Source organism: Asanoa sp. WMMD1127 (assembly GCF_029626225.1).
In the GTDB taxonomy this organism is placed as follows: domain Bacteria; phylum Actinomycetota; class Actinomycetes; order Mycobacteriales; family Micromonosporaceae; genus Asanoa.
The window spans coordinates 2,507,318-2,529,721 of sequence record NZ_JARUBP010000001.1; the positions used below are offsets into that span (position 1 = coordinate 2,507,318).

The following is a 22,404-nucleotide window of genomic DNA, read 5'->3' on the forward strand; positions in this document are numbered from 1 at the left end:
CCGCACCGAAGGAGCACCCCGATGACCAGACTGCACGGCACCAAGGACTTCTGGCTCGGCGGTCTGCGCGCGGAAGCGGCCGCGTTCGGGGCGGCGGTGGCGGCCGCGCCGCCGGACTCCCCGGTGCCCTCCTGCCCCGACTGGACCGTCACCGACCTGACCCACCACGTCGGCAGCGTCTACGAATACGTGACCCGGCTCGTCGAGCGCGGCGGCACCGACCGGCCCGACCCGCGCGAGCACCCCAAGGACGCGCCCGACGGCGCCGCGGCGTTGGCCTGGTGGCAGATGCGCTACGACGCGCTTCTCTCCACACTGGACGCCGTCGACCCCGAGGCCCCGGTCTGGAACTGGGCCCCGCAGTCGAAGAAGGCCGGCTTCTGGCACCGCCGGATGGCCCACGAGACCGCCATCCACCGGTGGGACGCTCAGATGGCGCTGGCCGCGAGCGAGCCGATCGAGGCCAAGCTGGCCGCCGACGGCATCTCCGAGGTGCTCGACACCTGGCTGCCCGCGGGCCGGCGCCGGGCGCAGGAGCGTCCGCACGGCGTGGTCCACCTGTTCGCGGCCGACACCGATCAGGAGTGGCTGGTGCGGCTGCGCGGCGAGGGCGTCGCGCTGCTCGACACCGACACGATCCTCGACACCGACGAGCCGCCCGCCCGGGTGCAGGCCGAGGGCACGGCGAGTGATCTGCTGCTGGCGCTCTACGGCCGGGTGGGCTTCGATGTCCTCGTGGTCAGTGGCGATCCGACGCTGCTGACGGCGTTACGCACGGGGTGATTCGTTGACCAGGGCCAAGAACGGAGCGCGCGAGCGGCCGACGCTGGAGGCGGTGGCGCGCCGGGCCGGCGTCTCCCGGGCCACCGTGTCGCGCGTGGTCAACGGCTCGACCACGGTCGCCGAGCCGATCCAGGAGGCGGTCCGGCGGGCAGTGCGTGAGCTGGGCTACGTGCCCAACATGGCGGCCCGCAGCCTGGTCACGCAGCGCACCGACTCGGCGGCGCTGATCCTGCCGGAGACGCCGACGCGCGTGTTCTCCGACGACCCGTTCTTCCACGGCATCATCCGCGGCGTGTCGATGGAGCTCGACGCCCTCGACAAGCAGCTCGTCCTGCTGATCGCCGGCTCGACCGCGGGCCACGACCGGGTCGAGCGCTACACGATGAGCCGCCACGTCGACGGCGTCATGTTCGCCTCGATGCACGGCGCCGACCCGCTGCCGGCGGCGCTGATCCGGATGGGCATCCCGGTCGTCTGCAGCGGCCGGCCGCTGGGGCGGGCCACGGTCGAGGTGCCCTACGTCGACGTCGACCAGATCGGCGGCGTGGTCTCGGCCGTGCAGCACCTGCTCGACTCCGGGCGCAAGCGGGTCGCCACGATCGCCGGCCCGCAGGACATGGTCGCCGGGATCGACCGGCTGACCGGCTACCGCCAGGCGTTGCGTGACTCCGACCGCCGCTCGATCGTCGCGATCGGCGACTTCACCCGCGAGTCCGGCACGGTCGCGATGCGCCAGCTGCTCGACGACGACCCCAAGCTCGACGCGGTGTTCGCGGCCTCCGACCTGATGGCCCACGGCGCGCTGCGGGTGCTGCGCGAGGCCGGGCGCCGGGTGCCGGACGACGTCGCGGTGATCGGCTTCGACGACATCGAGATGGCCCGCTACACCGAGCCGCCGCTGACCACGGTGCGCCAACCGATCCAGCAGATCGGCCGCGAGATGGCCCGTCAGCTCATGCGCCTGGTCGCCGGCGAGGAGATCGAGTCGGTCACGATGCTGCCCACCGAATTGATCATCAGAGAATCCGCCTGACGCTGCAACGGCTGCGCCGGGTTTCACGTTCTTAGCGTCGTGGATCGACGGAGTTGGCGTGGACGCTGAGGCGCGGCACGACTTCAGTGTCTTCGTCGCGAACCGGTCCGCGTCGTTGTTCCGGTTCGCCATGGGGTTGACGGGGCACCCGCAGCAGGCAGAGGACCTGCTGCAGTCGGCCCTGGCCAAGGCCTACCGGCATTGGGGGCGGGTGCGCCACGGCAACCCGGACGCATACCTGCGCCAGGTGATGTGCCGCGAACAGATCGACTGGTTCCGGCGACCGAGCTGGGGCCGCGAGCTGCCGAGCGAGCGGCTGCCGGAACGGCGGGTCGCGGACGGGACCGCAGGGGTCGACCTGCGGCTGGCGCTGCGCGAGGCGTTGGGTCGCCTGAGCCCGAGACACCGGGCCGTGCTGGTGCTGCGCTATCTCGAGGATCTACCCGACGACGAGATCGCCCAGCTGGTCGGCTGCCGGCCGGCGACCGTGCGCAGCCTGGCCGCCCGTGGGCTGGAGCGGCTGCGGGTCCTGTGCCCGGAGTTGGCACCCGAGCTGATGGAGGAGCGGCGATGACCAGGGAACTGCGCCGCGCCCTGCGCGAGCTGACCGACGTGCCCCCTCCGCCTGACCTGGCCGCCCGGTCGATCCGGCTCGCCGAGCGCCGGCGGCGCACCCGGATCGCGCTGGGCGCCGTGGCCGCGGCCGTGGTGGCGGTGTCGGTAGCGGTGCCGCTGGTGCTCCGGCCGGACCGGCACAGCGCGCCCGTGCCCATCGCGCCGACGCCGTCGGTCAGCTCTGACGGCACGGCTGCCCTGCCGGAGACGCCGCAGGTCGTCGCTTTCGCCTACGCCCGGGCCACGCCGATCTCCTCCGGCGGCTGGCCGCCGCCCGGCGACTCCTACGTGCTCGACCGGTCCACCGGCCAGTACCGGACGATTCCCTACGAGGTGGTGGTGCCGTCCCCGGATGGGAAACGGTTCTTCGTCGCCGACGCCGAACGCGGCGGCATCATGGAGGGCGCCCGCGGCTCCGTCCACTGGGTGGAGGCCTACGACCGCGGCGCGCGCGGCGTGGAGTGGTCGCCCGACGGCCGAGAGGTGCTCATCACCTCCCTCGGCAAGGACGAGCCCGGGGGCTTCACCGTGGTCGACTCGAAGACGTTCGACGAATCCCGTTTCGTGCCAATGGTCGACATACAGTCGCTGAACGCCCGTGGGCTCGGCTTCTTCTGGAGTCGCGACGGCCGGAGCATCGGACACACGCTCACCACCTCGGACACCGGGTCGGACCCGGACCGGGCGCTCGGCATCCGGTTCTACGACCTGAGCGGCAGGACACTGCGAACGGTGGAACTCGACGGCACCGCGGCTGTGCGGACCACCGCCGACGTGTCGCCGGACGGCCGCCGGGCGGTGGCCGTCGACGACTGGGGGAATCGGCACGTCCGGATCGTCGACCTCGAATCCGGGGCCGTCATCGGCGAGTTCGCCGGTTCCGGCGTCGTCGGCTGGTACGACGACGAGCATCTGGTGCTCAGGAACAACGACGAGCTGCAGGTGGTCGACTTCACCGGTCAGGTGGTGCGCCGCGTGCCCGGGTCAGCCAACCTGCTGACCGGCGCGGTCGTGCACCTTGTGCCCGCGGACGGGCTGCCGGCGGCGTCAGCCCGCTACGCGTTCTAGCTCCCGGGCGCCGGTGGCGCGGCGGGCGGCTTCGCGGTCGCGGGACGGGCCGGTCAGCAGGTGGCCGGCTGCGGCGGCCAGGCCGAGCGAGCCGGCGACGATCCAGTGCCAACTGCCCAGGCGCTCCAGGCTGAGCCCACCGAGCGCCGGGGTCAGGAAGGCGGCCGCGGGGAAGGTCAGCGCGAACACGGCCTGGTAGCGGCCGCGCAGCTCCTCGGGCGCCAGCTCCGCGTTGACCTCCGCGTTGGGTGGCGCGGCCAGCATCGACCCGATCGTCCAGACCACCGCCGCCAGCAGGTAGATCGCCATCCGGTCGGCGAAGGCCAGCGCGCCGAAGCCGACCCCGATCAGCAGGAGGGCGGCGGCCAGCACGGTGTGCTTGCGACGGCCGTCGATCAACGGGGGTACGAACAGCTGGCCGACCACGATCAGAGCGGCGCTGATCGCGACCACCGTCCCGTACGCCGCGGGGCTGAGCCCGTCGGCCCGCATCGCCAGCGGCATGATCGTCGAGGTCTGCGTGGATAGGGCGGCGAGCAGGAAGGTGAGCCCGACGAACACGAGGTAGGTGCGGTCGGTGAGGGCGGTCAGCAGCCCACCGTTGGTCCGCGCGTCCGACCGGCGGCGGAACGTCTCCGGCACCTTCCAGGCGATGACGATCGCGGTGATAGCGGTCGCGCCGGCGTCGGCCAGGAACAGCACCAGGTAGCTGACCTGCGCGAGCACGCCGGCCACCAGACCGGCCGCCGCCATGCCGAGGTTGAACGACCAGAACTGCAGGTTGAACGCGCGCGACCGGCCCTCCGCCGGGACCACGTCGACGATCGCCGCGACGAATGCCGGCATCGGCATCGAGTGGACGATGCCGAGCAGCACGGTGAGCACCGCGATCACACCCACGTGGGTCGTGAACGCCAGCGCCGCCATCAGCGCCGCCGCCACCGCGTGGGCCCAGAACAGCGTGGCGCGGCGACCCCAGTGGTCGGCGAGCACGCCGCCGAGCAGGGTGCCGGCGACGCCGCCGATGCCGTAGCCGCCGACCACCAGGCCGGCCAGGCTGACCGAGGCGCCGCGCTCGTCGGTCAGGTAGACCGACATGATCAGCATCGCGAACGCGCCGACCCGGTTGATCAGCATGCCGGACCACAGGTACCAGTAGGTGCTCGGCAGGCCGCCCGCGGTGCTCCGCAACCAGGCGCGCAACCCCGTCCCCTTCAGTTAAGAAGCCTTACGGAAGAAACGCTACGAAGGCGCGGAGGTCGGCGCCAGCGTGTCGCTCATCACCCCGGGTGGAGCAGGCTCGACCTCCGAGCGCGGCGCCGGCGCCCGGCTGGCCGCCGCGATCGCCGCCGCCCGCCGCTCGCGGGCCGGGCCGGCGGCCAGGTGGATCGCGGCGGCCAGGAAACCGATCAATGCGCAGCCGATCCACAGTGCGCTGTTGCCCAGCTGGTCGCGCACGAAACCGCCGGCGACCGGGGCGGTGAAGCCGGCGATCGACCAGGAGAGCGAGAAGACGCCCTGGTAGCGGCCGCGGATCGCGGCCGGCGAGAGGTCGGCGATGGTGGCCGCCGACGACGGCGAGTAGACCATCTCGCCGAGGGTCCAGACAAGCACGGTCATCGCGTAGAGCCAGGCGTTGCCGGCCAGTGCGGTCAGGCCGAAGCCGACGCCCTGCACGATCGTGCCGACCGCCAGCACCCGGGCCCGGCTGTGCCCGGCGATCAGCTTCGGGATGAACAGCTGGCCCAGCACGATCAGCACGCCGTTGAGCGCGATCACCCAGCCGAAGGTCGACGACGAGAGGCCGTCGTCGGTCATCGCGATCGGCAGCATCGAGATGTGCTGCAGGAAGACCATCGCGGCCAGCAGGTTGACCAACGTGAAGGTCAGGAACACCCGGTCGCGCAGCACCAGGCCGAGCCCGCCCTTGGCGGCGGCACCGGGATGCGCGGCCGCGACGGCGGGTCGGGTTTCCTTGATCTTGATGAACACGATGGCGGCGGTGACCAGCGTCGCGGACGCGTCGACCAGGAAGAGCAGCAGGTAGTCGAGGTGGGCGGCGAAGCCACCGAGGATGGCCGCGGACGCGAAGCCGAGGTTGATCGCCCAGTAGTTGAGCGAGAACGCGCGCACCCGGTCGCGGTCGGGCACGACGTCGACCATCATCGCGGCGAACGCGGGGCGGGCCGACTCGGCGAACATGCCGAGCGCGAACGCGACGATCGCGATCATCACGAACGGCCGGGAGAAACCGAGCAGCACCATCATGCCGGCGCCACCGACGTGGGCGAGGAGCAGCGTCGGCCGCCGGCCCCAGCGGTCGGCCAGGACGCCGCCGACCATCGTGCCGACCCCGCCGCCGGCGCTCCACAGGCCCACGACCAGGCCCGCCTGGATGTCGCTGAAGCCGCGTTCCTTGGTCAGATAGACCGTCAGGAAGATCAGGACGAAGCCGCCGAGCCGGTTGACCAGGGTGCCGCACCACAGGTACCAGAAGGTCCGGGGCAGTCCGCCCGCCGTCTCGCGCAACCAGCCCCGTACCAACTCGTGGCCCCCCTTGGTAATGACCACCAATCCACGGTGGCCTTACGCAACCTAAGTGGAGGGCACCCAGGAAGTCATCAGGATTACCGCATGGCGGTCGTCACGCCGGGTGCCTGTCGGCCGCCGGGCGGCCTGCGCGAGGATGGCCTCATGACTGTGGGGACGTTGGTGCTGCTCCGGCACGGCGAGAGCGAGTGGAACGCGAAAAACCTCTTCACCGGCTGGGTCGACGTCGACCTGACCGAGAAGGGCGAGACCGAGGCCCGGCGCGGCGGCGCGCTGCTGCGCGAACACGACCTGCTGCCGGACGTGCTGCACACCAGCGTGCTGCGCCGCGCGATCCGCACCAGCGAGCTCGCGCTCGGCGAGGCCGGCCGGTCCTGGATCGCGGTGCGGCGGTCGTGGCGGCTCAACGAGCGCCACTACGGCGCGCTGCAGGGCAAGAACAAGAAGCAGACGCTCGAGGAGTACGGCGAGGAGCAGTTCATGCTCTGGCGCCGGTCCTACGACGTCCCGCCGCCGCCGATCGACCCCGGTGACGAGTGGGCGCAGACCGGCGACCCGCGGTACGCCACCCTGCCGCCCGAGCTCATGCCGGCGACCGAGTGCCTCAAGGACGTGCTCGAGCGCACCCTGCCGTACTGGTACGACTCGATCGTCCCGGACCTGCTGGCCGGGCGCACCGTGCTGGTCGCGGCACACGGCAACTCGCTGCGCGCCCTGGTCAAGCACCTCGACGGCGTCTCGGACGAGGCGATCGCCAAGCTCAACATCCCGACCGGCATCCCGCTGCGCTACGACCTGGACGCCAACCTGCGTCCCGTCACGGCCGGCGGCGCCTACCTGGATCCGGAAGCCGCCAAGGAGGCGGCCGCCGCCGTCGCCAACCAGGGAAGGTAACCCCCGCCCGGCCGGCGACCACAAGCCCGGCGGTGCTATCGGTTTGCTACCGCAAACCGGCGGTGCGACCGCAAGCCGAACGGCGCCTGGCCACGTGAGGGAGCGTAGTGGCGCGCTCGTGTGGTGCGGCGTCGTCCGGCCGAGCGCAGCAATGGCCGGACGGCGCCGCACCACACGAGCTGCCAGCGCCGCGGAGCGACCGAACCATTCAGCTCTGCTCGCCGGTCACCAGGTAGATGACGTGGTGGCCGGCGTTGACCGCGTGGTCGGCGAAGCGCTCGTAGAAGCGGCCCAGGAGGGCGCCGTCGATCGCGGTCTCGGCGCCGTAGGGCCAGTCGGGGCTGAGCATGACCTTGAACAGCTCGACGTGCAGCGCGTCCATCGCGTCGTCGTCGGTCTCGAGCTCGGCGGCGCCGATCGGGTCGAGCTTCGACAGCACGGTCGCGATCTTGGCGGCCATCTTGTCGGCGACGTCGGCCTTGGCCAGGAACACCGGCCGCAGCTCGGCCGGCACCGCCGGCGACGGGTGGCGGCGCAGGGCGGTCTTGGCCACGTGGTCGGCCAGGTCGCCCATGCGCTCCAGGTCGGCGGCCGTCTGCAGCGCGGTGATCAACACCCGCAGGTCGCTGGCCACCGGCGCCTGGCGCGCCATGAGATCGGTCACCCGCTCCTCGACCTGGCGGTAGAGCGCGTCGACCTCGGCGTCCCGGGCGATGACGTCCTCCGCCGCGACCTTGTCGGCGCGGAGCAGGGCGGTGGTCGCCTCGCGCATGGCGGTGCGGACCGCCTCCGCCATGTCGACCAACAGCTGACTGACGATGTGCAGGTCGGCGCGGAACTCTTCGCGCAGGGCCATCTGGTGCTCCTGAATAGCGGGTGTGTCGTTGGCTCAACGATTGTGACCGCTGGGTAATATCCGGTCACGCTTCGTCTTATGTCCGGTTCACCGTAGGTGTACGTCGCAGAACGCCAGTGAACGGCGTTGGGCCGGCTGGTGAACATTGCGCGATCTGCGCCCGGTTTGCCCGGCCCGACCAGCCTGTTCGTAAACAATGACCCTACGATCGCCTCGTGGAATGGGCGATCGTGGCTGGCGCATGCGTTGCCAGCCTGCTGGCGGGCCTCGCCGCCGGATCGCTGATCCCGCGCCTCAGGCGACGGGGATCAGCGACCGTCGCCCCTACCCGCGCGGCTGGCGACGGAAGGCAGGCGATCACCATCGACCGGCACGATCCGCAACCCGGATTGGGTCGCAAGAGCCTCGACTCGCTGCGGGTCGGCGTCGTGGTGCTCGACGGTGACGACAACGTGACCCTGGTCAACCCGGCGGCGCGGGCGATGGGACTGCTCCGCTCGGCCGGCACCCCGGGCAGCATGGTGGCCCACCCGATCATCCGCACGCTGGCCGGCCAGGTGCGCCGGTCCGGCGTACGCCGCGAGGTCGAGATGGACCTGCCCCGTGGCGACGGGGCCGAGCCGCTCGGCGTACACCTGCGGGCCGTTGGTCTTGGCGGCAACTTCGTCGCCGTGGAAGCGGCCGACGTCACCGAGTCGCACCGGGTCAGCCGGGTGCGCCGGGACTTCGTCGCCAACGTCAGCCACGAGCTGAAGACCCCGATCGGCGCGCTGCAGCTGCTGGCCGAGGCGCTGCTCGACGCCACCGACCCGACCAACGTGGGCCCGCAGCCCGGCGCCGGCCCCGAGGAGGACGTCGCGGCCGCCCGCCGGTTCGCCGAGCGGATCCAGCACGAGTCGACCCGGCTCGGCCGGCTGGTCAACGAGCTGCTGGAGCTGACCCGGCTGCAGGGCGCCGACCCGCTGCCGGACCCGGAGCCCGTGCCGGTCGACTGGGTGGTCGCCGAGGTCATCGACCGCACGCGCACGACCGCCGCCGCCCGCGAGATCGAGGTCGTGGTCGAGGGCCGGCGTGGGCTCACCGTCTACGGCAGCGACAGCCAGCTGGCCACCGCGCTGGCCAACCTCGTCGAGAACGCGATCGCGTACTCGAAGGAGGAGACCCGGATCACCATCAGCACCGCGCTCGACGACGACACGGTGCTGCTGTCGGTGGCCGACCAGGGCATCGGGATCGCCCCCGACGAGGTCGACCGGATCTTCGAGCGGTTCTACCGCGCCGATCGCGCGCGTTCCCGGGCCACCGGCGGCACCGGGCTCGGCCTCGCGATCGTCAAGCACATCGCCACCAACCATGGCGGGCGCATCGACGTAGTCAGCACACTGGGGGAGGGTTCGACGTTCACCCTCCGGCTTCCGGCCAGCCCGCCGGACGCCGCCCTCCCGCTACCCCCCTCTATTGAGATCGTGTCCGGATCGCCTCAGTCGAGCTGATCCGAGCGGTAAGGAAGGAAAGTCCGTGGCCCGCGTGCTCGTGGTCGAGGACGAAGAGTCGTTCTCCGATGCCCTCTCGTACATGCTCCGCAAGGAGGGCTTCGAGGTTTCGGTCGCACCGACCGGCACCTCGGCGCTGACCGAGTTCGACCGGACCGGCGCCGACATCGTCCTGCTGGACCTGATGCTGCCGGAGATGTCCGGCACCGAGGTCTGCCGGCAGCTGCGGTCGCGCTCCCGGGTGCCGATCATCATGGTCACCGCCCGCGACAGCGAGATCGACAAGGTGGTCGGCCTGGAGATCGGCGCCGACGACTACGTGACCAAGCCCTATTCGCCGCGGGAACTCGTCGCCCGCATCCGCGCGGTGCTGCGCCGCCAGGGCACGGAGACCACCGAGCCGGACGTGCCGACCCTGTCCGCGGGCCCGGTGCGGATGGACGTCGAGCGCCACGTGGTCACGGTCGACGGCTCGGCCGTGCAGCTGCCGCTCAAGGAGTTCGAGCTGCTGGAGCTGCTGCTCCGCAACGCGGGCCGGGTGCTCACCCGCGGCCAGCTGATCGACCGCGTCTGGGGGGCCGACTACGTCGGCGACACGAAGACCCTGGACGTGCACGTGAAGCGCCTGCGCTCGAAGGTCGAACCAGAACCGTCGACGCCGCGCTTCATCGTCACGGTCCGCGGACTGGGCTACAAGTTCGAGCCGTAGGCAGACGTGCCGGTACCTGCTGACGGGAGCCATCCCAGAAAGCGCAGAATTGCCGGCGTTCGAAATCGGTTCCGTATCTTGTCGCGGAGTTGGATTGCGGCTTCCATCCGGACGCCCGATTCGGGCCGAGTGCGGGCCCGATTGCGCGGACGAATATTTGTGATTCGGCGCAGCGGGCCTTCGCGTGTCGCCTCTTCTGTTGGCGATACGCGCTTTCTTGCGGTTCTCGCGGGCCCGCGTCGGGTCGATCCGCGCCAATGACCCGCCCACCCGAAGGGCCCTGCTGATTTCGCCGGCCGGCCGGACACTTTGCGCCGCGGACTGGGCCGGCCTGACCGCCTCCATCTGCGCCTTGCCGCGTTTGCCAAACTGGCCGCTTCGCCAATTGCGGGATCCCGCTCGCCGCCCGTCCAAGGCAATTGGGTCTGCGGCTTTGCCCGGGTCTGCGGCCTTGCCGGGCCGGGTCTGTGGTCTTGCCCGGGTCTGCGGTCTTGCCCGGGTCTGCGGCCTTGCCGGGCTGGGTATGCGGTCTGCCAGGCCTGCGATCTTGCCCGGGTTCGAGCCTCGCACGGGGCTGCAGCCTTGCCCGGATCTACGGTCTTGCTCGGTACTTGGGCGGCCCTGGCGCGGTGCTTGGGGCCTTGCGTGAGCTGCCGCCTCGCGCGGGGTTGCGGCCTTGCCCGGGTCAGGTGGCTTGATCGGGTCCGTGGCCTCGACGGGTTTCGTGGCGTTGGCGGGCGTCTGCGCCTCGACTCCACAGGCGATGTTGACTTGGCCGACGTCGTTGGCCGAGCCGCCGCGCGACGGACCGCGACCGATGGGGGCGTCCAGGCCTGACGCCGCGGGCCGGGCTCGATCGAAACCGGCCTCGCCGCCCGCGGGCGTGACCGCCACCCATTGTTGTTGGTGGTCGACGTGTATTCGGCGCAGCTTCTCGGCATGGCGCTGTGCCAAACCCCACGCCCGACGACATTGATGCGCGCGGCGGAATGCATCGCGCTCGGGGGAATAGTTACGTGATCTGGTCCGATCGCGCATGGCAGCCAATTCACCCCTGGTGAACAATTGAAGCTGCCGCATGCTTCTATTATCTCGCCCCGACACGCTTAACGCACACCCCGGCGAGCAATCAAACATGCCAATCTGATCGTTGCACTATCCAGTGGCGGCGATAGGGTGGTGCCGTGAGTGCCGAATCAAGGCTTCCTGCGGACTCGAAGTCGTCGTCAAGCAACGACGCCGCTGCAGCGGACTCTGCCGCTGCGTTCGCGCGGCGGTTCGCCGATCGTCATGGAGAGCTTTCGCGCCGACTGGCGCGCTGACCCGAATCGCGCCGTGTGCCGGCTCAGCGCTTCTTCGGGGGGTTCGGTGGGGCGGCCGGCTCGCGGCCGCCGGAGAGGTTGCCCGCTCGGGCGATCGGGAGGCGGCGCTTCGGGTCCGCCGGGTGGGCGGCGACCAGGCCCCGGCGGGAGCGGGCCGCGCACATCTCCGCCAGCTTCGCGTAGGCCGCCTTGCCGATCAGCTCGGTCAGTTCGGGCTCGTAGCTCTGCCACATCGGCTCCCGGCCGACGTGGGCCTCCGGTGACGACGTGCACCACCAGCGGAGGTCGTGGCCGCCGGAGCCCCAGCCGCGGCGGTCGAACTCGGTCAGCGTGGTGATCAGGATCTTCGTGCCGTCGGGGCGCTTGTGCCAGTCCTGGTCGCGGCGGACCGGGAGCTGCCAGCACACGTCGGGCTTGTATTCCAGCGGGTGCACGCCGTCGCGCAGGGCCTGGGCGTGCAGGGCGCAGCCGCCGCCGGCGGGGAAGTCCGGGTCGTTGAGGAACACGCACGGGCCGTCGGGGCCCTGGGTGGCGGTGCGCCGGGCCGGCGTCTTGCCGTCGACCGTGTCCATCTCGGTGTAGTTCTTGAAGCCCCGGCGGTAGTGCTGCCACGTTTCCGGCGTCAGCTTCTTGGCCGCCGCCCGCACCCGGCTCTCGTCGTCGGAGTCGGTGAAGAACGCGCCGTGCGAGCAGCAGCCGTCTTCCGCGCGGCCCTCGATGATGCCGTGGCAGCCCTTGCCGAAGATGCACGTCCAGCGGGAGAGCAGCCAGGTCAGGTCGGCGCGGATGAGGTGCTTGGGGTCCTCGGGGTCGAAGAACTCGACCCACTCGCGCGGGAAGTCGAGGTCGACCTCGCGGCTGCGGGGATCGTCGGCGTCGTCGACGAGAACACGAAGCTGGCTGCGTGCTGGCACCGAACAAGCCTACGCCCGAATCACGTACGAGCAGGCGTGCCGCACGGCAACCGGCGGTGCGTCATAAGGTGCGGGCATGAGGCTGGGCGTACTCGACGTCGGTTCCAACACCGTGCATCTCCTGCTGGTCGACGCGCACCATGGCGCCCACCCGTGGCCGGCGCACTCGGAGAAGTCCGTGCTGCGGCTGGCCGAGCAGATCGGCCCCGACGGCGCGCTCACCAAGGCCGGCGCGGACGCCCTGGTCAAGACCGTGCACGACGCCAAGGTCAGCGCGCGCCGGCTCAAGGCCGACGATCTGCTCGCGTTCGCCACCTCGGCGGTCCGGGACGCCACCAACTCGCAGGAGGTGCTGTCGCGGGTGCGCAAGGAGACCGGCGTACGCCTGCAGGTGCTCTCCGGCGCCGACGAGGCGCGGGCGACCTTCCTCGCCGTGCGGCGCTGGTTCGGTTGGTCGGCGGGTCGGCTGCTGGTGCTCGACATCGGCGGCGGCTCGCTGGAGATCGCGGCCGGCATAGACGAGACGCCGGACCTGGCGATGTCGCTGCCGCTCGGCGCCGGCCGGCTCAGCCGGGAGCGGCTCCAGGTCGACGCGGCCACCTCGACCCCACCGCCGCCCAAGGCTGTCGACGACCTCCAGGCGTACGTGGAGAAGCAACTCGCCAACGCCGGCTCCAAGCTGGCCGACGTCAAGTGGGACCGGGCCGTGGCGACCTCGAAGACGTTCCGCACGCTGGCCCGGCTCGCCGGCGCGGCCCCGTCGCGGCAGGGGCTGTGGGAGCCGCGCGCCCTGCCGGCCCACGGCCTGCGGCAGGTGCTGGGCTTCATCCGGCTGATCCCGCCGCGCCAGGTCTACGAGCTGGAAGGGGTCAGCGCCAGCCGCTCGCACCAGCTGCTGGCCGGCGCGGTGGTGGCCGAGGCGGTGCTGCGCCGGCTCCAGATCGACGCGGTCGACATCTGCCCCTGGGCGCTGCGGGAGGGAGTCATCCTGCGCCGCCTCGATCAGCTTGAATCGGCTTAGGCAGGCCTTAAACAGTGGATTTGGGGTGGCTCGTCCGAGTGGTCCAGGCCACCTAGGGCTACCCTGACAGTCGTGACCTCGCGCACCCCCGTACTGCTGTCAAGCTCTTCGGTCTTCCCCGAGCCAACCGCCGCCGCCTTCGAGATGGCCGCGCGGCTGGGCTACGACGGCGTCGAAGTGATGGTCTGGACCGACGCGGTGAGCCAGGACGCCGGCGCCCTGCGCGGGCTGGCGTCCCACTACGGCGTGCCGGTGCTGTCCGTGCACGCGCCCTGTCTCCTGGTCACCCAGCGGGTGTGGAGCTCCGACCCGTGGGAGCGGCTGCGCCGCGCGGCCGAGCTGGCCGAGGCCGTCGAGGCGCCGACCGTGGTGGTGCACCCGCCGTTCACGTGGCAGCGCGACTACGCCCGGTCGTTCCAGCCGGGGCTCGAGCGCATCGAAAACAAGCACAGCGATCTGACCTTCGCGATCGAGAACATGTTCCCGGTACGCATGGCCGGGCGCGAGTTCGTGCCCTACCAGCCGGGCTGGAACCCGACCGAGACGGGCTTCGCGGCGTACACCCTGGACCTGTCGCACTGCGCGGCGTCGCGCACCGACGCGCTGGCGCTGGCCGACACGATGGGCGACGGGCTCCGGCACGTGCACCTGGGCGACGGCAGCGGCGAGGGGCGCGACGAGCACCTGGTGCCCGGGCGCGGCAACCAGCCCTGCGGCGAACTGCTCGAGTCGCTGGCCGGGCGGGGCTTCCGCGGCTCGATCGCCGTGGAGGTCAACACCCGGGGCGCCAAGAGCCGCTCGATCCGCGAGGCCGACCTGGGCGCCGCGCTCGAGTTCGCCCGCGCCCACCTGCCGGCGCCGGCCAAGGTCTGAAGGAACGGCCCGTTCCTAACGCTTTCCGCATAGGAACGGCCCGTTCCTAACGGCTAGACGCCCGCGAGGGTGGCCCGCTTGCGGGCCCGGTGCGCGGCGACGTGCGACCGGGTGGCGCAGCGCTCCGAGCAGAACCGGCGGCAGTTGTTCGACGACGTGTCGAGGTAGACGTTGCCGCACCGGTCGTCGGCGCAGACGCCGAACCGGGCGCTGCCATGGGTGCACAGCCAGACCGCCAGGCCCCAGACCGCCGCGGCGAGGAACTCCGCACTGGCCGACGCGCCTCGGCTGGTGACGTGCATGTGCCAGTCGCTCGCGTCGTGCCCGGAGATCCTCGGCTGGACCGGATGGTCCTTCAACAGGGAATTGATCTCGTTGACCGCCTCGGTGTCGCGGCCCGCGCTGCCGAGCTGGAAGACGTCGCGCAGCCGCTTCTGGGCGCGGCGGAACATCGTCACATCACGCTCGGTGACCTCGTCGCGCATCCAGACGTTGTCGCCGGCGAAGACGGCCCGCAGGTCGTCGATGCCCGCCATCGGGGCGTTGACCAGGTCAACGGCGGTGCGCGCGTACGCATCGAAGTTCACCCGACAACCGTAGACGACGCGGAACTCCGGTGCCTCGTCCGTCGGGTCACTCCGCGACCGTGCCCTTCCGCTAAGTGATCATGAGCGCTTGCCAAGCTCGCCGAGAACCCCACGCGTACGGGCGTTACGCTGCCGTCATGCTCCGTTCGGTCATCCTCGCCGCCTCCCGGTCATCCCGGGTCGAGCGGCTCGTCGAGACGGCACCGCTCACCCGCGACGTCGTCCACCGCTTCATCGCCGGCACGACCGCCGACGACGCGCTGCACACGACCCGCGACCTGGTCGGCGACGGCCTGGCGGTGACGCTCGACCACCTCGGCGAGGACACCGTCAACCCCGACCAGGCGATCGCCATCAAGGACGAATACCTGGCGCTGCTCGGCGCGCTGTCCGGCGCCGGCCTGACCCCGGCCGCCGAGGTCAGCGTCAAGCTCTCCGCGCTGGGGCAGAAGTTCGACGAGCAGCTCTCGTACGACCTGGCGCGGCAGATCTGCGCGGCCGCCGCCAACGCGGGCACCACGGTGACCCTCGACATGGAGGACCACACCACCACGGACTCCACCCTGGAGATCCTGGCCAAGCTGCGGCTCGACTACCCGACCACGGGCGCGGTGCTCCAGGCCTACCTGCGGCGCACCGAGGCGGACTGCCGCGAGCTGGCCACTGTCGGGTCTCGCGTGCGGCTCTGCAAGGGTGCCTACAAGGAGCCTGAGTCGGTGGCGTTCCAATCGGCGATCGACGTCGACAAGTCCTACGTGCGATGCATGAACATCCTGATGTCCGGCGAGGGCTACCCGATGCTGGCCACGCACGACCCGCGGCTGATCGCGATCGGCGAGGACCGGGCCCGCTGGTTCGACCGGTCGCCCGACGCGTTCGAGTTCCAGCTGCTGCACGGCGTGCGCCCCGACGAGCAGCTGCGGCTGGCCGGCGAGGGCTACACGGTGCGGGTCTACGTGCCCTACGGCAACGACTGGTACGGCTACATGATGCGCCGTCTGGCGGAGCGCCCGGCCAACCTGCTGTTCTTCGCGCGGGCCGTGAAGTCCCGCAAGTAACTCGGCCGTACGGCTGATCCCTCGATCGGGTGGTTGGCCTTAATCTCGCCCGGATGGCTGAGGAGACAGGTGCGCCGGCGCCACGCCGGCGGTGGTCGTTGTGGCTTCCCCTCGGCCTGGTCGCCGCGCTCGTGCTGTGCGTCGCGCCGGTCGGGGTGGGCGTCGTGGTGTTCCGCGGCCTCGACACCCCCGCCTGGCCCGCCACTCCGGCGCCCAAGGCCGAGCCGGCCCGCAGCCCCGTCGCCGGCGACGCCGAGCGGGTCACCGCCGCCTGGCTCAGAGACCAGATCGGCGCGGCACTGACCGCACAGGGCGCCGCGCTGCTCGGCGGCGACCAGGCGAAGTTCGTGGGCACGGCCGACCCGGCGAGCCCGGCCGCCAGGACCCTGCGGGCGCAGTTCGCGTCCCTGCGGGCGATGAAGATCAGCCGGTGGTCGCCGTCCGCCGAGGCCATCCCGTCGTCGGTCGGCCCGCGCAAGTGGCGGGCGCTGGTCGAGGTCGACCACTGCTTCGTCGAGCCCGACTGCGCGCCGATGAGCATCACCTACGGCACGGTGTGGGCGGACACCGCCGCCGGGCTCAAGCTGACCGCGATCGAGCCCTCGATGTCCACGTACGACGGTCCCCGCCCCTGGGAGGTCGACCAGCTGGTGGTGGCGACCGGCAAGCGGGTCGTGGTGGCCACGACGCAGGCGCTGCGCGGCCAGCTCAAGACGGTGCTGGCCGAGGCCGAGCGGGCCGCCGTCGTCGCCGACCGCTACGCGGTCGGCGGGCCGCCGCCGTCCCACTACGAGGTGTTCTACGCGGGTCCGGCGCAGTGGAAGCGCTGGTTCGGCGGCAAGCGGCCGTCCTGGACCGCCGGATACGCGCTGCCGGTCGGCGGCGACCAGGTCGACGTCGTGATCAACGCGGCCGCGCCGCAGCGCAACAACCTCGACGACCTACTCCGCCACGAGATGACGCACGCCGCGACGATGCCTGCCAACGGCTTCCCGACGTCGGCCTGGTGGCTGGTCGAGGGCATCGCCGAGCTGGCGGCCTCCGGCGGCGCGGCGCCGCAGTCCTACGAGGGCATCGAAGAGGTACGCAAGGTCGTCCGGGAGCGCGGCTGGTCCGGCCCGCTGCAAGACCTCAAGATCGCCGATGGCGCGGCCGACTGGGAGGTCGCCGGGGCCTATGGCATCGGTTATCTCGCGGTGCGGCAGTTGGCGGAGCGCTTCGGGGAGCCGGACGTGCTGGCGTTCATGAAGGCGCTCACCCATGATCGACTGCCGATCGACGATGCGAGCCGGGAAGTCTTCGGCGAGCCGTGGTCACTGCTCAACGACCAGTGCGTGGCCGCCGTACGCGCCGCCGCCGGCTGATCGAACTCCGCGGCGACCGTACGCGCCGGCCGCCCGGCCGACCAAGGTCTTGGGTCACCGGTCACGGCTGCCTCATTCGACGCCTTCGAAATGTCCCCTTTAGGGGTGAATTTCGGGAAAACTCGGTGAGTTGAGTTGACGGATCATGATCAAATCCGCGAAGGCATCGCGCCGGTAACAGCGGCACCGTTACCGTACTAGTTACACGCGCGACTGACGGCGCGCGCCGGGGATGGATTGGTTGGTGAGCCATGGCAGGATCACCACAAGCCGACAGGCTGTCGGAGGTCAAGTTCCTCACGGTCGCCGAAGTGGCGACATTGATGCGGGTGTCAAAGATGACGGTCTACCGCTTGGTGCATTCGGGTGATCTCACCGCGGTGCGCGTCGGTCGATCGTTCCGGGTTCCGGAGCACGCCGTGAACGAATACCTACGCGGCGCGTTCCAAGAGTCCGCATAAGAGCGACAGGGAGCCGGCCGCGGGGCCTGTCCGGCCCCGCGGCCGGGGTCGCTTTGGTCGCCGTGACAGGCGACGCGTACCCTGGATCGCGATTCTGACCCCGCTGTGGCGCGATGCGCCGGCAACGCCAGGTCGGATCCGATGTCAGTTCGCTGTCGGCCGCACCTCCCCGTGACGTCCGACGCATGTCGCACGTTCACTGGGAGAGGGCTGTCGTATGGGCTCGGTGGTCAAGAAGCGCCGCAAGCGTATGGCCAAGAAGAAGCACCGCAAGCTGCTGCGCAAGACCCGCGTCCAGCGTCGTCGTCTCGGCAAGTGACGCCGGCCCGGGCCGCCTGAGGCCCGACCCCGGGCCACTGGCCCGGGGCTAGCGGCCCGGCGCGTCCGCGCGGCACCCTCCTGAGCACTCGACCGGAGGCCAACGTGAGGTCGCGACCAACAGGTTCGGTTGTCGTCACCGGCGTCAGCCGCTACCTGGGCGCGCACGTCGCCGCCCGGCTGGCCGCCGACGACCGGATCGTCAGGGTGGTGGGGCTCGACCCGAACCCGCCGCCACCCGAGTTCGCCCACCTGCTCGACGGTGTCGAGCAGGTGCATGGCGACGCCGGCTCGGCCAGCACCGTGATCGCCGACCTCGAAGCCGAGGCGGTGGTCCATCTCGCCCTGGCCACGGCGCCGGATCCGCAGCACGGCGGCCGGGCGGCCATGAAAGAGCAGAACGTCATCGGCACGATGCAGCTGCTCGCCGCCTGCCAGCAGGCGCCGCGGCTGCGCAAGCTGGTGATGCGTTCGTCGACGGCCGCCTACGGCGCGTCGTTCCGCGACCCGGCCGTGTTCACCGAGGACACCGAGCCGCGCGAGGTGCCCCGCGGTGGGTTCGCCCGCGACATCCTCGACATCGAGGGCTACGTACGAGGCTTCCGGCGCCGCCGGGCCGACGTCACGGCGACCGTGCTGCGCTTCGCGCCGTTCATCGGCTCGAGCGCCGACACGACGCTGACCCGCTACTTCTCCCGGCCGGTCGTCCCGACCGTGCTCGGCCGCGACCCGCGCCTGCAGTTCCTGCACATCGACGACGCGCTGGAGATCGTGCACCGGTCCGTCGTCGACGACCACCCCGGCACGTTCAACGTCGCCGGCGCGGGTGTGCTCTCGCTGTCCCAGGCGATCCGCCGGGCCGGCCGGATACCGGTGCCGGTGCTCGAACCCGGGCTGTCCGCCGCGTCCAACCTCGTCCGCAACCTCGGTCGCAGCGGCTACGGACTCGACCAGGTCGACCTGTTCGTGCACGGCCGCGTGGTCGACACGAGCAAACTGGTCGACGAGTTCGGCTACGCCCCGCGCAGCACCGCCGACGCGTTCGACGACTTCGTCGCCGGCCACCGCGGCGGCGCTGTGCTCCGCCGGGAGCAGCTGGCCATCGCCGAACGAGCGATCCTCGACGGGATCCGCCAGGCACGCGCGACTGTGCAGGAGAAGGCATGACCGACGACCAGAGCCGACCCGACCGGCCGCCGCGCAAGAGCGCCCACAAGAGCACCCGCCGCACACCGGCGCAAAAGTCCAACGGTGCCGCGCGGCCGCCGGTCCTGCCGGGCGCCGAGTTCCCGATCGACCCGCCGTCGGCCAACGGCAGCGAGCCGCACGCCTCGAACGGGACGCGCAAGCCCGGAACCACCGCGCCCACGGGCGGCGCGGCCACGGGCGGCGCGGCCACGGGCGGCGCGGCCGCAGGGGCTGGCAACGGAACTCGGCCAGGCCCGCTGCCGCCGGCGGTGGCAGACCGGCCCGGCGACATCTGGGATCAGCGGGTCGCCAAGGGTCTCGCCTTCCTGCGCCGCCGGCTGGCCGGTGACTACGAGGTCGACGAGTTCGGCTTCGACCCGGAGCTCACCGACAAGGTGTTCCTGCCGATGCTCCGGCTGCTCTACCGCGACTGGTTCCGCACCGAGGTTTTCGGCGTGGAGAACCTGCCGGCGCACGGCTCAGCGCTCGTGGTCGGCAACCACTCCGGCACCCTCGCGCTCGACGCGGTCATGCTGGCCACGGCCGTCAACGACCGCACGCCCAACCGTCGCCACCTGCGGCTGCTCGGCGCCGACCTGGTGTTCCGCATGCCGATCGTCTCCGAGCTGGCGCGCAAGTCGGGCGGCACGGTCGCCTGCAACCCCGACGCCGAGCGCCTGCTCCGCAACGGCGAGCTCGTCGGCGTCTTCCCCGAGGGCTTCAAGGGCGTGGGCAAGCAGTACGCCCAGCGCTACAAGCTCCAGCGCTTCGGCCGCGGTGGCTTCGTGTCGGCCGCCCTGCGCACCGGCACCCCGATCGTCCCGGCCGCCATCGTCGGCGCTGAGGAGATCTATCCGATGCTGGCCGACATCAAGCCGCTGGCCCGCCTGCTCGGCATCCCGTACTTCCCGGTGACCCCGACCTTCCCCTGGCTCGGGCCGCTGGGCATGGTGCCCCTGCCGAGCAAGTGGCTGATCGAGTTCTCCGCGCCGATCCCCACCGCCCACCTGCGCGACCAGGCCGACGACCCGCTGGTCGTCTTCAACCTGGCCGACCAGGTGCGGGAGACCATCCAGCAGACCCTGCACACGCTCCTGGAGCGCCGCCCGGACCCGTTCGGCCGCTAAGCCGAAGGAGGTCAGGTGGCGCGGCGGCGACGGCGGACGGCCAGCGCGGTCGTGATCGCGCCGGCAAGCAGGCCGGCGGCCAGCGTCGACGGCACCGCCACCTTGACCGCCTTGCGGCCGGTGCGGAAGTCGCGCATTTCCCAGCCTTGCTCGCGGGCGGCCCGGGCCAGCGCGGCATCGGGGTTGACCGCGACCGCGTGCCCGACCGCCGACAGCATCGGCAGGTCGTTGATCGAGTCGCTGTAGGCGGTGCACCGCCGCAGGTCGAGCCCTTCGACGTTGGCCAGCTGCGTGATCGCGTCGGCCTTTGCCGGGCCGTGCATGAGGTCGCCGACCAACCGCCCGGTGTACGCGCCGTCGAGCACCTCGGCCACCGTGCCGATCGCGCCCGTGAGCCCGAGTCGCTGGGCGATCACCCGGCCGATCTCCACCGGGGCCGCGCTGACCAGCCAGACGCGCTCGCCGGCGTCGAGATGCAATTGCGCGAGGGCGCGCGTACCGGACCAGATCCGGGGCGCCATCAGCTCGTCGAAGATCTCTTCGGTGAGCCGTTCGATGTCGTCGACCCGCCAGCCCTCGATGAACGCCAACGCGACCTTCTTGGCGTTGGACATGTCACCGGCGTGCTCGGCCGCCAGCAGCCGGTAGCGGGCCTGCTGCCACGCGAACCGGGCCAGGTCGGTGGTGGTGAAGTAGCGCCGGGCGGCCAGCCCGCGGGCGATCCAGTAGATCGAGGCGCCCTGCAGCATCGTGTTGTCGATGTCGAAGAAGGCGGCGGCGCTCTTGTCGACGTCGACCTCGAGCGCGGCTTCGAAATCCGCCGCGGCCCAGCCGGCGGTGTGACCGTGCGCGTCCGTGCTGATAGTCAGCCGGTGCTCCGATGCCACGCCGCTACCTCCGGATCTGCCGCCTGGGCCCTCGACCGAGGGTATCCGGACGAACCCGCCCCTACAGCGATCGAGGCGTTCCCCGGAGTGGAGAACGCCCCGATCGTGGTAACTCCCTCAGGGAACGAGCCCGCCGAGCAGGTCACCGAGGTCTTCGACGAGGCCGCCGCCGCTCGGCGCCGGAGTCGGCGTGTTGCCCGGCGCCGGGCTCGAACCCGAGCGGTCGGCGGAGCCGGGAGCGTTCGGCGGAGCCGGCGCGTCGGGCTGGTCCGGGCGGGGGTCGGTCTTCTCGGGCCGCACGTCGTCGGCCCGGCCGGTGGTGTCGCCACCGGGCTGCGACTTGTCGGCCGGAGCGTCGGCCGGCGCGCTGCCCGCCGGGCAGGCACCCGGCAGCGGACCCAGCGCGTCGGCGGTCGACTCGGCGGTCGCGCCGCACTCGAGGGAGCGGCGCAGCTCGTCGGACCGCTTCTCCGCCGAGAGCAGCAGGGCGACCGAGGTCAGCGCGCGCTCCTGGCGCGGACCGGTGGTGCCGCTGACCAGGCCACCCACGTCGGTGCGCTGCCGCTTGAGGAACGCGTCGATCGCGTCGAGCGCGGCCATCTCTCTGCGCTGCGTCGCCGTGGTGGTGAGCAGCTTGACGCCCTCGGTGGTGTTGGCGTCCATGTCGTCGAGCGCCCGGGCGAACCCGTCGCCGTCGCCGACGGCCCGCGCCTCGTTGAGGCGGTTGCGGGCGAAGTCGAGGAACAGCTGGCCCTTGGACAGGTCGGAGCTGGCCAGCGCGAGCTGAGCCCGCTCCGTGGACCGCTTGACCCCGTAGAGCGCATCGCCCGGCACGGCGTTCTCGCTGGCGGCCGACATGCCCGAGATGGCGATCGCGCCGACGGCGACGCCGGCCAGGATCGCGCCCCGGGTGCGGAGCCGGCGGGCCCGTTGCTTCGGCGCGTTGGCCGCGGCCCGGAACGCCACGAGGTCGACGGTCGCGCCGGTGTCGGCGATGTTGCCGATCCCTTCGCGCTCCGCCGCGGCGACCAGCGCCGCCCGGAGGCTCATCCGGAACTCGGGGTCGACGTCGACGTCGACCGAGTGTTTGAGCGCCGACACCCGATGCCCGACAGCCACGACATCCGCGAGATCGTTGTCGACCGAAGACCGTACGTGGTGACGACGGCCGCCGTGGGCCTCGTCGAGAAGCTGGGCGAAGCGCTCGGCGCGCCGCCGGTGGAAAAGCACGGAGTTCACCGCGGGCACCCCCCTTCGCTGGTTACGACAGTGTTGCCGGGATG

Annotated in this window: 21 protein-coding genes and 1 pseudogene; 15 read left to right on the forward strand and 7 right to left on the reverse strand. The window is 71.5% G+C overall.

What is annotated here, in order from left to right; genetic code table 11:
• Positions 1–21: 21 nt before the first annotated feature.
• The 4 genes from O7635_RS12070 to O7635_RS12085 are packed head-to-tail and all read left to right on the forward strand — an operon-like array spanning position 22 to position 3,499.
• Positions 22–783, forward strand: coding sequence for a maleylpyruvate isomerase family mycothiol-dependent enzyme (locus O7635_RS12070; protein WP_278080505.1), 762 nt, complete (start codon positions 22–24; stop codon positions 781–783).
• 4 nt (positions 784–787) lie between these two features.
• The gene (locus O7635_RS12075) at positions 788–1,816 is read left to right on the forward strand and encodes a LacI family DNA-binding transcriptional regulator (protein WP_278080506.1); all 1,029 of its coding nucleotides are present in this window, start codon (positions 788–790) and stop codon (positions 1,814–1,816) included.
• A 58-nt stretch (positions 1,817–1,874) separates the two neighbouring features.
• On the forward strand, positions 1,875–2,390 hold the full coding sequence (locus O7635_RS12080) for a SigE family RNA polymerase sigma factor (RefSeq protein ID WP_278080507.1): 516 nt from the start codon (positions 1,875–1,877) through the stop codon (positions 2,388–2,390).
• Complete coding sequence (locus O7635_RS12085) at positions 2,387–3,499, forward strand: hypothetical protein (protein ID WP_278080508.1); 1,113 nt, start codon at positions 2,387–2,389, stop codon at positions 3,497–3,499. The genes O7635_RS12080 and O7635_RS12085 overlap by 4 nt, the downstream gene beginning before the upstream one ends.
• Here the strand turns inward: O7635_RS12085 and O7635_RS12090 are convergent.
• The gene (locus tag O7635_RS12090) at positions 3,479–4,702 is read right to left on the reverse strand and encodes an MFS transporter (RefSeq protein WP_278080509.1); all 1,224 of its coding nucleotides are present in this window, start codon (positions 4,700–4,702) and stop codon (positions 3,479–3,481) included. The two genes, O7635_RS12085 and O7635_RS12090, sit on opposite strands and share 21 nt — an antisense overlap.
• Before the next feature lie 39 nt (positions 4,703–4,741).
• Positions 4,742–6,064 (reverse strand): MFS transporter, encoded by a 1,323-nt coding sequence (locus O7635_RS12095; RefSeq protein WP_278085453.1) that lies wholly within the window; start codon positions 6,062–6,064, stop codon positions 4,742–4,744.
• Between the two features lie 129 nt (positions 6,065–6,193).
• Here O7635_RS12095 and O7635_RS12100 point away from each other — a divergent pair, with 129 nt between their 5' ends.
• Positions 6,194–6,943 carry a phosphoglyceromutase gene (locus O7635_RS12100; RefSeq protein ID WP_278080510.1) on the forward strand — a complete coding sequence of 250 codons (750 nt, stop codon included), beginning with the start codon at positions 6,194–6,196 and terminating at the stop codon, positions 6,941–6,943.
• Positions 6,944–7,151: 208 nt separating this feature from the next.
• Here O7635_RS12100 and phoU read toward each other — a convergent pair whose 3' ends face one another.
• Positions 7,152–7,793 carry a phosphate signaling complex protein PhoU gene (phoU, locus tag O7635_RS12105; RefSeq protein WP_278085454.1) on the reverse strand — a complete coding sequence of 214 codons (642 nt, stop codon included), beginning with the start codon at positions 7,791–7,793 and terminating at the stop codon, positions 7,152–7,154.
• 221 nt (positions 7,794–8,014) lie between these two features.
• Between phoU and O7635_RS12110 the strand changes: the two genes are divergently transcribed.
• Together O7635_RS12110 and O7635_RS12115 are read left to right on the forward strand one after the other, a co-directional pair.
• Complete coding sequence (locus O7635_RS12110) at positions 8,015–9,292, forward strand: ATP-binding protein (RefSeq protein WP_278080511.1); 1,278 nt, start codon at positions 8,015–8,017, stop codon at positions 9,290–9,292.
• A 25-nt stretch (positions 9,293–9,317) separates the two neighbouring features.
• Complete coding sequence (locus O7635_RS12115) at positions 9,318–10,001, forward strand: response regulator transcription factor (protein WP_203710151.1); 684 nt, start codon at positions 9,318–9,320, stop codon at positions 9,999–10,001.
• 1,345 nt (positions 10,002–11,346) lie between these two features.
• Here O7635_RS12115 and O7635_RS12120 read toward each other — a convergent pair.
• Complete coding sequence (locus tag O7635_RS12120) at positions 11,347–12,237, reverse strand: hypothetical protein (RefSeq protein WP_278080512.1); 891 nt, start codon at positions 12,235–12,237, stop codon at positions 11,347–11,349.
• A gap of 76 nt (positions 12,238–12,313) precedes the next feature.
• Here O7635_RS12120 and O7635_RS12125 point away from each other — a divergent pair, with 76 nt between their 5' ends.
• Both O7635_RS12125 and O7635_RS12130 read left to right on the forward strand, forming a co-directional pair.
• Positions 12,314–13,258, forward strand: a complete 945-nt coding sequence (locus O7635_RS12125) for a Ppx/GppA phosphatase family protein (protein WP_278080513.1) — start codon at positions 12,314–12,316, stop codon at positions 13,256–13,258.
• A 72-nt stretch (positions 13,259–13,330) separates the two neighbouring features.
• Positions 13,331–14,131: a sugar phosphate isomerase/epimerase gene (locus tag O7635_RS12130; protein WP_278080514.1), complete on the forward strand. Its 801-nt coding sequence runs from the start codon at positions 13,331–13,333 to the stop codon at positions 14,129–14,131.
• A 53-nt stretch (positions 14,132–14,184) separates the two neighbouring features.
• Here the strand turns inward: O7635_RS12130 and O7635_RS12135 are convergent, their stop codons facing one another.
• Positions 14,185–14,718 carry a CGNR zinc finger domain-containing protein gene (locus O7635_RS12135; RefSeq protein ID WP_278080515.1) on the reverse strand — a complete coding sequence of 178 codons (534 nt, stop codon included), beginning with the start codon at positions 14,716–14,718 and terminating at the stop codon, positions 14,185–14,187.
• A gap of 137 nt (positions 14,719–14,855) precedes the next feature.
• Here O7635_RS12135 and O7635_RS12140 point away from each other — a divergent pair, with 137 nt between their 5' ends.
• The 6 genes from O7635_RS12140 to O7635_RS12165 all read left to right on the forward strand — a co-directional run bounded on the left by O7635_RS12140 (position 14,856) and on the right by O7635_RS12165 (position 20,234).
• Positions 14,856–15,776 (forward strand): proline dehydrogenase family protein, encoded by a 921-nt coding sequence (locus O7635_RS12140; RefSeq protein WP_278080516.1) that lies wholly within the window; start codon positions 14,856–14,858, stop codon positions 15,774–15,776.
• Between the two features lie 53 nt (positions 15,777–15,829).
• Positions 15,830–17,140 (forward strand): hypothetical protein, encoded by a 1,311-nt coding sequence (locus tag O7635_RS12145; protein WP_278080517.1) that lies wholly within the window; start codon positions 15,830–15,832, stop codon positions 17,138–17,140.
• 251 nt (positions 17,141–17,391) lie between these two features.
• A complete protein-coding gene (locus tag O7635_RS12150; protein ID WP_089253551.1) occupies positions 17,392–17,601 on the forward strand; it encodes a helix-turn-helix domain-containing protein in 210 nt (69 codons plus the stop codon).
• A 217-nt stretch (positions 17,602–17,818) separates the two neighbouring features.
• Positions 17,819–17,920 (forward strand): AURKAIP1/COX24 domain-containing protein, encoded by a 102-nt coding sequence (locus O7635_RS12155; protein WP_007465623.1) that lies wholly within the window; start codon positions 17,819–17,821, stop codon positions 17,918–17,920.
• 104 nt (positions 17,921–18,024) lie between these two features.
• Positions 18,025–19,086, forward strand: a complete 1,062-nt coding sequence (locus O7635_RS12160) for an NAD-dependent epimerase/dehydratase family protein (RefSeq protein WP_278080518.1) — start codon at positions 18,025–18,027, stop codon at positions 19,084–19,086.
• 278 nt (positions 19,087–19,364) lie between these two features.
• The gene (locus O7635_RS12165; RefSeq protein WP_278085455.1) at positions 19,365–20,234 is read left to right on the forward strand and encodes a lysophospholipid acyltransferase family protein; all 870 of its coding nucleotides are present in this window, start codon (positions 19,365–19,367) and stop codon (positions 20,232–20,234) included.
• Positions 20,235–20,245: 11 nt separating this feature from the next.
• On the opposite strand, the gene O7635_RS12170 is transcribed toward O7635_RS12165, so the two are convergent.
• Together O7635_RS12170 and O7635_RS12175 are read right to left on the reverse strand one after the other, a co-directional pair.
• Complete coding sequence (locus O7635_RS12170) at positions 20,246–21,121, reverse strand: HAD-IB family hydrolase (RefSeq protein WP_278080519.1); 876 nt, start codon at positions 21,119–21,121, stop codon at positions 20,246–20,248.
• 372 nt (positions 21,122–21,493) lie between these two features.
• Positions 21,494–22,360: pseudogene (locus O7635_RS12175) on the reverse strand (DUF5667 domain-containing protein); the annotation flags it as partial.
• Positions 22,361–22,404: the final 44 nt, after the last annotated feature.

Coding starts and splice junctions, on each gene's coding strand:
- O7635_RS12155 (WP_007465623.1), top strand. CDS start 17,819: ATGGGCTCGGTGGTCAAGAAGCGCCGCAAGCGTATGGCCAAGAAGAAG.
- O7635_RS12085 (WP_278080508.1), top strand. CDS start 2,387: ATGACCAGGGAACTGCGCCGCGCCCTGCGCGAGCTGACCGACGTGCCC.
- O7635_RS12150 (WP_089253551.1), top strand. CDS start 17,392: ATGGCAGGATCACCACAAGCCGACAGGCTGTCGGAGGTCAAGTTCCTC.
- O7635_RS12140 (WP_278080516.1), top strand. CDS start 14,856: ATGCTCCGTTCGGTCATCCTCGCCGCCTCCCGGTCATCCCGGGTCGAG.
- O7635_RS12125 (WP_278080513.1), top strand. CDS start 12,314: ATGAGGCTGGGCGTACTCGACGTCGGTTCCAACACCGTGCATCTCCTG.
- O7635_RS12145 (WP_278080517.1), top strand. CDS start 15,830: ATGGCTGAGGAGACAGGTGCGCCGGCGCCACGCCGGCGGTGGTCGTTG.
- O7635_RS12100 (WP_278080510.1), top strand. CDS start 6,194: ATGACTGTGGGGACGTTGGTGCTGCTCCGGCACGGCGAGAGCGAGTGG.
- O7635_RS12070 (WP_278080505.1), top strand. CDS start 22: ATGACCAGACTGCACGGCACCAAGGACTTCTGGCTCGGCGGTCTGCGC.